We start from the raw sequence: 12,514 nt of genomic DNA on the forward strand, positions 1-12,514 counted from the left end.
TTAAAATGATAGATTAGACTGGGCATAAATCATTGTTCCAGTCTCTATCGTATAAAGAGGTAGCTTATGAAATACATTGTTAACTACTCAAATGATACAGCTTTTAATATTGCTCTGGAAGAATATGCTTTCAAACACCTCTTAGATGAGGATGAAATTTTCCTGCTCTGGATTAACAAACCCTCTATCATCGTGGGGCGCCACCAAAACACTATCGAAGAAATCAACCGTGATTATGTTCGTGAGCATGGCATTGAGGTCGTACGTCGTATTAGCGGCGGTGGAGCTGTTTATCATGATCTAAACAACCTCAACTACACCATTATCTCCAAGGAAAGCGAAGATCGTGCCTTTGACTTCAAGAGTTTTTCTACGCCAGTAATCAATACCCTGGCAGAGCTTGGTGTAAAGGCTGAATTCACTGGCCGTAACGACCTAGAGATTGATGGCAAGAAGTTCTGTGGCAATGCGCAGGCCTATATCAATGGCCGTATCATGCACCATGGCTGCCTGCTCTTTGATGTTGATTTGTCTGTCTTAGCCAATGCTCTTAAGGTTTCTAAAGACAAGTTCGAATCAAAAGGCGTTAAATCCGTCCGTGCTCGCGTGACAAATATTGTCAATGAATTGCCGGAAAAGATTACTGTCGAAGAATTCCGCGACCTGCTTCTGGACTATATGAAGAAAGAGTATCCAGAAATGACAGAATATGTCTTTTCCGAGAAAGAATTGGAAGAAATCAAGCAAATCAGGGATAGCAAGTTTGGAACTTGGGACTGGAACTACGGTAAATCGCCTGAATACAACGTGCGCCGTGGGACCAAGTTTACCAGCGGTAAAGTAGAAATCTTTGCCAATGTTGTTGAATCCAAGATTCAGGATATTAAAATCTATGGAGACTTCTTTGGTATTGAGGACGTAGCAGCAGTAGAAGATGTGCTGCGCGGCCTTAAATACGAACGCGAAGATGTCCTGAAAGCTCTTGAAACGATTGATATTAGCCGCTACTTTGCTGGAATCAGCAGAGAAGAGATTGCCGAAGCTATCGTAGGTTAAAATCTGATATAAAGAAAACCAAGCTCTCGAAGAGTTTGGTTTTTCATGTAAACAGTATATTTCAAATCAACAACATTCTTACGTTTCCTTAACCAGCTAGTTTTCTCTAGGCTTTATCTACCAGATATGATAAAATGATAGGGAATCAGAGAAAGAGGTGTCTTGATGCAGAAAGTCCCAGTAGAAAGCCTTGGTCTGTTTGAGCAGTTGGACCGCACAGTTGTAGCTTTTCTGAAGAAAAAAACTTCTCCTAATCCAGACAATTTTTATGTTAGCATATCTGCAGAAGATTATGAGAAAAAGAAAGAAGAATTTGAAAAATCAGGCTATCAAGCCGTGAAATTGCCGCTTGGCATGGCCTTAGATAATGTTATTCAGCAATCTTCTTTCCAAAACCTAGTCATTGGCGGACTCTACATGGTAGATGTCTTCGTTCCCAAGGAAGACCTGATGCCCTTAAAGGACCTTGTCGACAGCTTTTGCATCATGTTTGCTGCAGCTAATCACCGGATAGAGAATATCAAGGCTTACGATTTGATGAAGAGTAAGACAGTTTACTTTATCGGAAGACTCTTCACGGACAACCCTCAACCAGATGATGAAGTTAGCTTTGAAGGGCTGAATAGAGAGACAGCAAAAGGCTCCTACGAAGCGGTTAAATGCTTCCTAACTAAAGAAGGCGCTGAAAAGTACAACTCTAAAAATCGACCTGTCACAGCAGCAAATCTAGAACATCTCAAGCACTTCTGGGGCAAACCGCTGATTGTTGAACCCCATCGGAACTATTGGATTGAATTTTTATAAGAAAAAGAGCGAAGCATCTAAACTAGATTTTCGCTCTTTTGTTGTTATTGTTATTCTCTGAATTACATATTTTAAATTATGTAACATTATAGTTTGTCCAAAGCGTTCTTTTGCTCGTCATTGACAATATGGGTGTAGAGGTCTGTTACCTGAGTGCTAGCATGCCCCAGCTGGTGACTGACGAGAACTTGAGATTTGGTTGCATCATATAGACGTGTAGCAAGCGTATGGCGGAGTTTGTGTGGTGTCACTCGCACTTTGAAGTCCTCAGAATACTTGGCCACCATTTTTTCGACACTGGAAGCATCGATTCGATTAGGAGTGCCGCGGTATTCAGCCAAAAAGAAGGCTGTATCAGTCTTTTCGGCCTTGTATCGTTTGCTTCGAATGTTCAGATAGTCTTCTAAATAGGGCTTAGCAAAAGCAGCAACATTGACAGAGTCCCTTTTTCCACCTTTTCTTGTCACTTCAATAACCATCATTTTGAGATTAATGTCTTTTAGGTCTAGATTAACAGCTTCAGACAGACGAACACCAGAGGCTAGCAGCAAGGCAATGATGGCTAGATCACGTTCCTTGTTCTTGTTGAAGGAGGACAGAGCTCGATTAGAGAGTTTCTTGGGGTACTCCGTATCAATATACTGGAGAAATTCTTCCGTCTCATCCCCTAAAAAGAGCTTCTGCTTAATATTCTCTGCACGAGCAGCCAGAGTTTCCTTTTTCTTCTTAGTAGCAACCTTTTTCATCACATTTCGATAGAAGTAGGGCTCACCCTGATCGTTTTCAACTTCCTCAGTCAAATATTTGTAGAGGCTGGACAAAGCCGAAAGAGTCCGGTTGATTGTTGTCTGGGAAACACCGTTTTGGGTTGTATTAGCATTAAGAAGCGGCCGCTCTCGCAGATACAGAATGAAGGCCTCCATGTCTTTCTTGCTCATATTTTCCAAGACCGAGAGAGGGATCTCAGCAACATGCGAAGCATCTGTGATACCAGATTCTAGCACCCAGTTAAAAAAGCGATCATATTCTTTGAGATATTCGTATAGGGTTGTAAAACTATAAGGCACCGCCAGCTTAGACTGGTAATATTCTAAAATGTACCAGGGCATAGTAGCCTTGAGTTTATCAATTCTTTCTAATAACAGTTCACGTCTCATCATATTTCTCCGTTTTTTCTATAATGGTAGTATAGCATATCTAGATATATTTTTCAAGAAAATTATAGTTTTTCGGAAAGATGATAGAGGGAAGTAATCAATTTAACTTTACTACAAGATAGATAATAAAAACAAGACAGAATTGAGAAACTAAACTCTATCTTGTTTTACCTAAAACTTATTCTTCTAATTCGATTTTTTGAAAATAATCCAGTTGCCATTTTTGTGTTGACTGAGCTGTTTTATTTAAATTGCTGCACCAGGGCGGATAAAACCGCATAGCCATCTTTCCTTTACAATCTTTTGTAGAAAGAATTTTTTTACTAATAGCTACCTCTTTGGAATTATAAATATACCGCAATGAAGGTTGTCGATGACGACAATAACCAGTTCATCACCTAAGTCTCTATCAGTATAAGGAATATTCTTGTTGTCTTGGTCTTTTTTCCAAAAGACTGTAAAGTAGCCTTCTTTTTTGGGTGTTTTCTTTGCCAAACGGCATCTTTTATATTCTTGATCATCCTTTGGCTTAATTAAAATGCTTTCATAGTCTTCGTTCCATTTCTCATTTACCAGATTGAAGTCGCCATAATACCTATGAAGAATCTCTACCATTTTCATTGTTTTATTGTCTTTCTAATTTTTACTGAAATTAAATTATGTAAAATATTTACTAGAACAAAAACTCACTAATCAAATCAACTACCTGTTCATTTTGCGGCAAGGAAGAATGATGGGCGTCCTTGCCTACGATGACGACCTCTCTGTGTGAAGCGATTTTTCCTTTGTAAATCAAACTCCCAGCCTCTACACTGCTTTTATGGACAATTCCGTCGCCATCTCGGAAAAAGATTCCCAAAATTGACAAATGCTCCAGTTTCTTAGGCAGTTTTTCCTGGTTGGCTACAAAGTCATCTAACATCTCAACTCGATGATTGAGATTTTTCTTGTTCAGATTATAAGGACTGCCAATAGTCAGGAGCTTTTCCATCTCTAGCCCAGAATGGTTTGCAAGGTATTGCTGCAGGAATAATGTATAAACTAGACCACCGTTAGAATGTCCAAGCGCCTTAAAGCTGTTAAAAGAATACTTCTCTCGCAAAACGGTCAAGGCAGCATCAAACATTGCCGCCTGCTGCTTGATATTTTCATAACCATCACGATTATTTTGAAAGCCAACCACAAAAATGGGATTTCTATCCTTCCGCTTCAAATGCCCTCGGTAAGTTATATGCCCGTCATTCCAGACTTTAATACGGACCAGACTATGACGTGGATGCTGATTCCGGTTAAGTTTTTTAACCATTCGATTAAATCTATTTTCTGTTGCCGAACTACCCGGAATCATGATAATAGGACGTATTTCGACCTTGCTGGCAGGAAGATGAGAAATAGGGTGGGAAGGCAGCTTATTCAATAATTTTTGAAAGGTTTTAGCAAGTCGATGAATCAATTGAGTCAAAAAAGGCTTCATGTTAGTCTCCGTATCTGATGTTTCCAAAAACAAGCCACATAAAACTTAGTTATGCGACTTGTTTTTGTTATTACTTCCGCTTCTTCTTGTTTTTCTTCATTTGCTTGGCCATCTTGTTCATGCTGCGGCGCATTAGAAACTCTCCGGCCTTACCCTTGAGGCCACCGCCGAACATTTGGCTCATATCCGGCATGCCGGCTCCTCCTAAGCCTGACATATCAGGCATACCGCCTTGGCCCATCATGCCTTCAAGAGCTGACATATCGGGCATTCCTCCGCCACCAGGCATGTTCTTAGGCATATTGTTTGGATTGAGCCCCATTTGCTTCATCATCTTGCTCATATCGCCTGACAGAACGCCCTGCATCATCTGCTTAGCTTGATTGAAGTCTTTGATAAATTTATTGACATCAACGAAACTGTTACCTGAACCATTGGCAATCCGACGGCGACGGCTAGGACTCAGCAAGTCAGGATTTTCCCGCTCAGCTGGTGTCATAGAGGATACGATGGCGCGCTTGCGAGCAATTTCTTTCTCATCCACTTTGATATTCTTGAGGGCAGGATTATTGGCCATACCTGGGATCAGCTTGAGCAAATCTTCCATAGGTCCCATGCCTTGTACCTGATCCAGCTGATCAATGAAGTCATTGAAATCAAAGGTGTTTTCCCGCATCTTTTCAGCCATTTCAAGCGATTTTTTCTCATCGTATTCCTGAGAGGCTTTTTCGATCAGAGTCAGCATGTCCCCCATGCCCAAAATCCGGCTGGACATACGATCTGGGTGGAAGGTTTCGATATCAGTAATCTTTTCACCGGTACCAGTAAATTTAATGGGCTTACCAGTAATCTGACGAACAGACAAGGCCGCACCGCCACGGGTATCACCATCAATCTTAGTCAGGATAACCCCGGTCACTTCCAGTTGACTGTTAAATTCTCGAGCGACATTAGCCGCTTCCTGACCAATCATGGCATCGACAACCAAGAGGATTTCATTCGGATTAGCCAGCGCTTTGACATCTGACAGCTCCTGCATGAGCTTTTCGTCAATCTGGAGACGCCCAGCCGTATCAATCAGGACATAGTCATTGTGGTTGGCTTTTGCCTGCTCCAGACCTTGACGAACAATCTCAACAGCTGGAACTTCCGTACCCAAAGCAAAAACGGGTACATCAATTTGCCGTCCAAGTGTTTTCAGCTGATCAATAGCCGCTGGACGGTAAATATCCGCCGCAATCATGAGTGGACGAGCGTTTTCTTCTTTCTTGAGCTTATTAGCAAGCTTTCCGGCAAAGGTAGTCTTACCAGCCCCTTGCAGACCAACCATCATGATAATAGTCGGAATCTTTGGTGACTTGATAATCTCAGCTGTATCAGAGCCTAAGATAGTTGTCAGTTCCTCGTCAACAATCTTGATAATCTGTTGCGCCGGATTGAGGGTGTCGATAACCTCATGACCGACAGCGCGCTCACGGACTTTCTTGATAAAGTCTTTCACAACTGGCAGGGCAACGTCGGCTTCTAAGAGAGCCAGACGAATCTCTTTGGTTGCTTCCTGAACATCGCTCTCTGAGATTTTTCCTTTTTTACGCAGATTTTTAAAGACGTTCTGCAAACGTTCCGATAAACTTTCAAATGCCATTTTTTATTTCTCCTAGTTTCTATTTCAATCAATTCAGTGGAAAATTTCCAAAACGTGTTAAACAAGCATATTCCTCAGCAGAGACTTCTTTCATAATCTCATTTGGGTAGCCCCAGCAACTGAAACCTTCTTGCATTGCCTTAGAAAGATCGTCAGGGGAGATGATTTGTACCCTGGCAGGAAAAGGTTCTTCCGACTCCAACAACCAGCAAGACATTCCCTTGTAGATAACTTGTTTAGCCATAGTCACTCCCTATTGTCAATACCAGACAGAATCCCGATCTGCTCCTGCAGATAGCTGTCGTCAGGGTATTTCTCTGTAATCTGGTCAAATATCTGACTTCTGACGATGTAGTCCGAGTACATGTGCAGCTTTTTCTCATAGTCTTCCAGAATCTTCTCTGTCCGTTTGATATTATCATAAACTGCCTGACGGCTGACACCAAATTCCTCAGCAATCTCAGCCAGACTGTAGTCGTCCGCATAATAGAGCTCGATATAGTTCATCTGCTTGTCAGTCAAAAGCGCCGCATAAAACTCAAATAGAGCATTCATTCGGTTTGTTTTTTCAATTTCCATAAGAAACATTATACCAGAAAAGCATGATAAACTCTAGTCTGACAAGGGAAATATACACTCGAAATATGAGATTGCAAAATGTCAATCAGCTTTTTTCTGCCGAGCAAAAGACAAGTTAAAAACCCTTGGCGATAACCAAGAGTTTTGCAATAATTAATTGTTTTCCAAATAAAATTCAAAACGATCGCCAACATACTGACTTTTTACATATTCAAAAGCTGTGCCGTCGTCAAAGTAAGAAATCTGAGTCAGTCCTAAGATGGCATGGCCACGAGGAATATCGAGGTAATTGGCGATTTTTTCCTTAGCCAGCCGAGCATAAATAGTCTGCTGGGACTTGCCGATCTTATAGCCATGTTCCTGCAAGGTCTGGAAGAAATGACTGGTCACCTCTTCTTTTTTGAAATTCTTAATGAACTTCTCTGGAATTGAAGCCACCTCGTAGACCACCGGCAAATCGTCAGCATAGCGAACCCGCTCCATCCGAATGACATTTTCTGTCTTATGGATGCCTAGCTTCTCCACTTCCTGCTCACTCGGAAGGGTACGGCGATAAGAAATGAGCTGACTGGATGGCGTTTTGCCTTGCGCCTTCATGATTTCCGTGAAGCTAGTGGTGCCGCGCATTTTTTCCTGAACACGTGTGCTGGCTACGAAGGTTCCACTCCCGACTCGACGCTCCAGCACTCCCTCCTCAACCAAGAGTGTAATAGCCTGACGCAGGGTCATACGGCTGACTTTAAAAGTTTCGGCTAGATCTCGCTCGCTGGGCAGGCGCTCCCCAATCTCCCAAACGGCATCGTCGATATCTTTCTTAATCTGATCATGAATTTTGATATATGCGGGCAACATGTTGACTCTTCTTTCTTATTTGGTACCTTCCTTTATTTTAGTACCAAATACTTCAAATGTCAAACTAAATATTGAAGAGCGGAGGCCTTTCTCACGAAATCAGTTATTTTTTCAAAAAGATCAACATTTTAAGAGCTTGTTTATTTGATTTTAGTCAGAGATAGTACTGGCGTCCATGTCAAGTCGGTCTAAACAAACGATAATAGCAAACCAAAGTCTCATATTCGTTTTTTCATCACTCTTACTCCTTATTACCTTGGAAAAATTCCTTTTTTGTGATAAAATGAGGGGAAAAGATTACTTCTTTTAAGAAAGGGAACAGATGACTACTAGAACTGAATTGCAAGATGTCGAAAAGATCATCGTGCTTGATTACGGAAGCCAGTACAACCAGCTGATTTCACGCCGCATTCGTGAAATCGGTGTTTTTTCTGAGCTCAAGAGCCACAAGATTACTGCTGACGAAGTCCGTGCTATCCAGCCTGTCGGGATTATCCTTTCCGGCGGTCCAAATTCTGTATATGAAGACGGCTCCTTTGATATTGACCCAGAAATTTTCGAGTTGGGCATCCCGATTTTGGGGATCTGCTATGGTATGCAGCTGTTAACTCACAAGCTAGGCGGCAAGGTTGTTCCTGCTGGTCATGCTGGAAATCGTGAATACGGTCAGTCAAATCTATCACATACTGCTAATTCCAGCCTTTTCAACGGTACGCCTGAAAGCCAGTTAGTTCTTATGAGCCACGGAGATGCAGTAACAGAAATTCCTGCTGACTTTGTCCGTACTGGTACTTCTGCTGACTGTCCTTTTGCAGCCATTGAAAATCCAGCTAAGAAAATCTACGGCATTCAGTTCCACCCTGAGGTTCGTCATTCAGAGTTTGGTTATGATATCCTGCGCAACTTTGCTCTTAATATTTGTGGAGCCAAAGGCGACTGGTCTATGGATAACTTCATTGACATGGAAATCCAGAAAATCCGTCAAACTGTTGGAGACAAAAAGGTGCTGTTGGGACTTTCTGGTGGTGTAGACTCTTCTGTCGTCGGTGTTCTCTTGCAGAAAGCAATCGGTGATCAACTAATCTGTATCTTTGTGGATCATGGTCTTTTGCGTAAAGGCGAAGCTGATCAGGTCATGGATATGCTTGGCGGCAAATTTGGTTTGAATATCGTCAAGGCTGACGCAGCTAAACGTTTCCTTGATAAACTAGCCGGTGTTTCAGATCCAGAGCAAAAACGTAAAATCATCGGAAACGAGTTTGTCTATGTCTTTGACGACGAAGCCAGCAAACTAAAAGATGTAAAATTCTTAGCTCAGGGTACACTTTATACCGATGTCATCGAATCTGGTACCGACACTGCTCAGACTATTAAATCTCACCATAACGTTGGTGGTCTTCCGGAAGACATGCAATTTGAGCTGATTGAGCCACTGAACACGCTCTACAAGGATGAAGTTCGTGCTTTGGGTACCGAGCTTGGTATGCCTGATGAAATTGTCTGGCGCCAGCCATTCCCAGGCCCAGGGCTTGCTATTCGTGTCATGGGAGAAATCACTGAGGAAAAATTGGAAACTGTCCGCGAATCTGATGCTATTCTCCGCGAAGAAATCGCCAAAGCTGGTCTTGACCGCGACATCTGGCAGTACTTTACTGTTAATACAGGTGTCCGTTCTGTTGGTGTCATGGGTGACGGCCGGACTTACGACTACACAATTGCAATTCGCGCTATCACTTCTATAGACGGCATGACAGCTGACTTTGCCAAGATCCCTTGGGATATTCTGCAAAAAATCTCTGTACGTATCGTCAACGAAGTAGACCATGTCAACCGCATCGTCTATGACATCACCAGCAAACCACCTGCAACTGTAGAGTGGGAGTAATATTGGAAACCTATATCTTTATTTAACAAAAGGGACTCTTGTCTTTTCGATTAAATTGACTTCCTAAATCATTTTTATATAAAGAACGCTTAATATACATAAAGGAGTTAGAGTTGAAAAAATCTCTAGATGCTTTTCATTTAAAATTAATTGCTATCATTGCTATGTTTATCAATCACTTGGGACATACACTGCAATTAGAAAATCAGAATATTTACTTGTATTTCTTGACTGAAACAATTGGGCGACTAGCTTTTCCAATCATGGCTTATTTACTTGTTGAGGGATTTCAGCATACACGAAGTAGAGGAAAATATGCTCTTCGTCTAACTCTCTTTTGGTTGCTATCCATTCTACCATTCTATTATCTTTTTGAAAGCCACAAACCGTTGACGGTTGACAATAACATTCTCTACACTTTGCTCTTAGGGCTTCTATTGCTAGTATTTTTGGAAAAGCTTCAACATTCCTTTCTGCGCTTTGTCTTAATTTTATCATTTTCTTTTCTGACTTTACAATCAGACTGGGGCTTTTTGGGAATTCTGACGATTGTAGGTTTCTATGAAAAAAGGGAGCAGTCAGATAGCTTTGTTAGTCCTATCCTCTCCCTCATGATAGTATCTATTCTGATAAATATCTGGGCTTTTCATGAAGATCCTAATCCTATCATTCTTTGCGATGCGGTTGCTATGTTGGGCCTACTCCTGACTCTGCCGCTTCTCAAAGCCTATAACGGCCAGCGCGGTTATTCGCCTGCCTGGGTAAAGTGGGGTTTTTATGCTTTTTATCCGCTTCACCTTTGTCTACTGCTGCTCTTCCGGATTTTCTTTTTAAAAAGCTAAATTAAAATTTTATTTCTAGACATAAAACAAGGCTAGGACATTTTAGTTCCAGCCTTGTTTTATATAGTCTTGGAATTAACCGCCAAACAATCCTTTAAAGAAGTTGACGATGGCATTCCAGATATTAGAAAAGAAATTACCGCCTTCTTGAAGGAGGCCGTTTGCATCAAAGTTGAGGTTAATATTGTTAAAGGTATCCCCTGCCTTTGAAACAATGCTGTCTTTCAAGTCACTAAGGGTCTTCGTAAAGTCAGAATCTGTAATGACTCCACTGTTTGAAAGATTGATAGCAAAATTCACGATGAGGTTAATTTGGTCACTGGTCACTGACTGAGACAGGCCGTAGTTTTTCAAGGTTTCTTCAACAATCTTACGAACATCATCTGCTGTCAGATTGCTGTTGTTCTTCTTAGCATTGGCGATGGCCGCTTTAATATCAGCCAAGGCTACGTTGAGCTTGTCTGCGTCATAGCCTTCCTTACCTGTGTTTTCAGCATTGATACCAGAAAGGGCAGCTAGTTCTTCTTGAGCTAGGTTTTTATTCTCTTGAGGAATGGTCGCGCCATTATCTTCCAGAGAGTAGTAAATCCCTGCCAAGGCACTCTCACCTGTTACCGGAATTGGTGCCGCAACGGTAATCTGCGCGTGCTGAACACCTAGAGTAACAGCCGCATTGCGATACATATCTTCAGTAACCTTGGTGATGTTTTGCGGAGTGACAATTTTGACCTCTAATGGCTTATTGCCGCCTAACTTCTGGATTTTTACAGAAGAATAAAGCTGCAGGCTAGGGTCATTGGCAACATCCATGATTTTAGAGTAGACTTCCGGTGTCATGGTCTTAAGTGGCTTGCTATCGCTAGATGAATTGTAGCCCAACATCTGCAAGGTCTGCTGTTTTTGGCTCTCATCTAAGGAGTAACCCAGCACATACTCAGGCTGCACGTATGTCTCATCAATGACTTTCTGAACATTTGAATCGGCAGCTGCGGTTGATACAGTAAACAGAGTAGCCAGCAAGGCTCCTGCTGTCATTAAAGTTTTTTTGAATTTCATATTCTTTCCTCTTTTCCTCCCGCTATAGTTTCTCAAATTCTATAGCTTTTTATAGAGCAAGCTTCTTTCTGAGTACCTCGAATTTCTGTTTCTTGAGCTTGCGATTTCCGCTCCTTGTGATATTCAGAGTGCTTCAGTTAAGTTGCTGCAATGATGGAGTTATTATTATCTCATCCATTGAGGGCTTGAGATAATAGATACATTTTACAACATTTCTCAAAGAAGTTCAAAGAAAAAACAGTCACTGGATTTGCTAGCCAGCAACTGCTCATTTCTACTTTTTCCAAAGGAAGTCAATTAATAACTCGTCTACTTCCGCATTCTCATGCAACTGGCTGTGCTGAGCCAACTGACCTGTGATTTTCTTTTCATGGTAAGATTTGGCATTTTCAACTAGGAGATATTTGAGGCTGCGAGAAGAAATATTGAGGACAGAACCGTCGGATTCGTTTTTTAAATCACCGTAAATGTTCAGAACATCTACTTGTTCTTGCGGGTAAACTTCTCGTAATCCCAGTAGTTTTTGATAAGTCTGGCTCATAGCACTAGGCTGGCCGGTTTGGTCATCTAGAATTGTCAAATCTTCAGGCAAGTCCCTTCCTTCGAGACCATTAACATGGTTGGCAATATTGACCTGCTTTTGCAACTGAGGAAGATTTTCATCCTGACCGTTCTCTAACATATAAAAGAGGATGGACATATTCCCCATCGAATGGCCTACCAGATTCATCTTATCAAAGCCATAAGTCTCTTGTAACTTACGAATCACAGCAGCTGCATACTTACCATCTTGAGCATAGTCGGCATTGCGGTTATCTTCATAGTTTACCTTAATAATGGGATTGATAGCATCTTTCGGTATATCTCCTAATAAGCTTACTTGACCGTTTTTACTGACATTTGCTGTGATAATTGTCTGAGTGACTCCAGCTTTTTTGGCTGCCTCTGTCATATGATTTTCAGCATTAGAGCTGGATCCAAAACCGTGGAAAAACAAGGTCGGCGTTGTTGACTGCACAAATTGTTTTGTATTGAGGCTAGTGGCTTCTTTATGGTTGTAAAAAGCTGTTAGACCGGCAATTGTCACTGAAACCAGAATGAGGAGCTTAAACCCAAGTTTCTTGTTCATTTTTCATTCCTTTTTATGATAGATGTACAAAATTA

12 protein-coding genes and 1 pseudogene are annotated in these 12,514 nt (G+C 41.6%); 4 read left to right on the forward strand and 9 right to left on the reverse strand.

Features of this window, described 5'->3' with window-relative positions; all coding sequences use genetic code 11:
• The first annotated feature begins 66 nt into the window (after nt 1–66).
• Together MK370_RS02065 and MK370_RS02070 are read left to right on the forward strand one after the other, a co-directional pair.
• Nucleotides 67–1,056 (forward strand): lipoate--protein ligase, encoded by a 990-nt coding sequence (locus tag MK370_RS02065; protein WP_268683943.1) that lies wholly within the window; start codon nt 67–69, stop codon nt 1,054–1,056.
• A 165-nt stretch (nt 1,057–1,221) separates the two neighbouring features.
• Nucleotides 1,222–1,860: a hypothetical protein gene (locus MK370_RS02070; protein ID WP_268683944.1), complete on the forward strand. Its 639-nt coding sequence runs from the start codon at nt 1,222–1,224 to the stop codon at nt 1,858–1,860.
• 86 nt (nt 1,861–1,946) lie between these two features.
• On the opposite strand, the gene xerS is transcribed toward MK370_RS02070, so the two are convergent.
• The 7 genes and pseudogenes from xerS to MK370_RS02105 form a co-directional block, all read right to left on the reverse strand.
• On the reverse strand, nt 1,947–3,017 hold the full coding sequence (gene xerS, locus MK370_RS02075; protein WP_268684461.1) for a tyrosine recombinase XerS: 1,071 nt from the start codon (nt 3,015–3,017) through the stop codon (nt 1,947–1,949).
• Nucleotides 3,018–3,195: 178 nt separating this feature from the next.
• A pseudogene (locus MK370_RS02080) lies at nt 3,196–3,638 on the reverse strand (MepB family protein).
• Between the two features lie 52 nt (nt 3,639–3,690).
• A complete protein-coding gene (locus MK370_RS02085; RefSeq protein ID WP_268683945.1) occupies nt 3,691–4,491 on the reverse strand; it encodes an alpha/beta hydrolase in 801 nt (266 codons plus the stop codon).
• A gap of 70 nt (nt 4,492–4,561) precedes the next feature.
• Nucleotides 4,562–6,136 (reverse strand): signal recognition particle protein, encoded by a 1,575-nt coding sequence (gene ffh / locus MK370_RS02090; RefSeq protein ID WP_268683946.1) that lies wholly within the window; start codon nt 6,134–6,136, stop codon nt 4,562–4,564.
• A 28-nt stretch (nt 6,137–6,164) separates the two neighbouring features.
• On the reverse strand, nt 6,165–6,380 hold the full coding sequence (locus tag MK370_RS02095; RefSeq protein ID WP_268683947.1) for a 2-oxoglutarate:acceptor oxidoreductase: 216 nt from the start codon (nt 6,378–6,380) through the stop codon (nt 6,165–6,167).
• 2 nt (nt 6,381–6,382) lie between these two features.
• Nucleotides 6,383–6,715, reverse strand: coding sequence for a putative DNA-binding protein (locus MK370_RS02100; RefSeq protein ID WP_032907526.1), 333 nt, complete (start codon nt 6,713–6,715; stop codon nt 6,383–6,385).
• Nucleotides 6,716–6,868: 153 nt separating this feature from the next.
• Nucleotides 6,869–7,567, reverse strand: a complete 699-nt coding sequence (locus MK370_RS02105) for a GntR family transcriptional regulator (protein ID WP_002909746.1) — start codon at nt 7,565–7,567, stop codon at nt 6,869–6,871.
• Nucleotides 7,568–7,889: 322 nt separating this feature from the next.
• On the opposite strand from MK370_RS02105, the gene guaA reads away from it, so the two are divergent.
• Both guaA and MK370_RS02115 read left to right on the forward strand, forming a co-directional pair.
• Nucleotides 7,890–9,452 carry a glutamine-hydrolyzing GMP synthase gene (gene guaA / locus MK370_RS02110; protein ID WP_268683948.1) on the forward strand — a complete coding sequence of 521 codons (1,563 nt, stop codon included), beginning with the start codon at nt 7,890–7,892 and terminating at the stop codon, nt 9,450–9,452.
• Between the two features lie 113 nt (nt 9,453–9,565).
• Nucleotides 9,566–10,294, forward strand: coding sequence for a TraX family protein (locus MK370_RS02115; RefSeq protein ID WP_268683949.1), 729 nt, complete (start codon nt 9,566–9,568; stop codon nt 10,292–10,294).
• Between the two features lie 75 nt (nt 10,295–10,369).
• Here MK370_RS02115 and MK370_RS02120 read toward each other — a convergent pair whose 3' ends face one another.
• A complete protein-coding gene (locus MK370_RS02120) occupies nt 10,370–11,350 on the reverse strand; it encodes a DUF1002 domain-containing protein (RefSeq protein ID WP_268683950.1) in 981 nt (326 codons plus the stop codon).
• A gap of 274 nt (nt 11,351–11,624) precedes the next feature.
• A complete protein-coding gene (locus tag MK370_RS02125) occupies nt 11,625–12,479 on the reverse strand; it encodes an alpha/beta hydrolase (RefSeq protein WP_268683951.1) in 855 nt (284 codons plus the stop codon).
• Nucleotides 12,480–12,514: the final 35 nt, after the last annotated feature.

This window comes from Streptococcus sanguinis, from assembly GCF_026781265.1.
Taxonomy (GTDB): domain Bacteria; phylum Bacillota; class Bacilli; order Lactobacillales; family Streptococcaceae; genus Streptococcus; species Streptococcus sanguinis_T.

Excerpts from the sequence above, each read along its gene's own strand:
- MK370_RS02065 (WP_268683943.1), top strand. The coding sequence starts at position 67 with ATGAAATACATTGTTAACTACTCAAATGATACAGCTTTTAATATTGCT.
- MK370_RS02070 (WP_268683944.1), top strand. The coding sequence starts at position 1,222 with ATGCAGAAAGTCCCAGTAGAAAGCCTTGGTCTGTTTGAGCAGTTGGAC.
- xerS (WP_268684461.1), bottom strand. The coding sequence starts at position 3,017 with ATGAGACGTGAACTGTTATTAGAAAGAATTGATAAACTCAAGGCTACT.
- MK370_RS02085 (WP_268683945.1), bottom strand. The coding sequence starts at position 4,491 with ATGAAGCCTTTTTTGACTCAATTGATTCATCGACTTGCTAAAACCTTT.
- ffh (WP_268683946.1), bottom strand. The coding sequence starts at position 6,136 with ATGGCATTTGAAAGTTTATCGGAACGTTTGCAGAACGTCTTTAAAAAT.
- MK370_RS02095 (WP_268683947.1), bottom strand. The coding sequence starts at position 6,380 with ATGGCTAAACAAGTTATCTACAAGGGAATGTCTTGCTGGTTGTTGGAG.
- MK370_RS02100 (WP_032907526.1), bottom strand. The coding sequence starts at position 6,715 with ATGGAAATTGAAAAAACAAACCGAATGAATGCTCTATTTGAGTTTTAT.
- MK370_RS02105 (WP_002909746.1), bottom strand. The coding sequence starts at position 7,567 with ATGTTGCCCGCATATATCAAAATTCATGATCAGATTAAGAAAGATATC.
- guaA (WP_268683948.1), top strand. The coding sequence starts at position 7,890 with ATGACTACTAGAACTGAATTGCAAGATGTCGAAAAGATCATCGTGCTT.
- MK370_RS02120 (WP_268683950.1), bottom strand. The coding sequence starts at position 11,350 with ATGAAATTCAAAAAAACTTTAATGACAGCAGGAGCCTTGCTGGCTACT.
- MK370_RS02125 (WP_268683951.1), bottom strand. The coding sequence starts at position 12,479 with ATGAACAAGAAACTTGGGTTTAAGCTCCTCATTCTGGTTTCAGTGACA.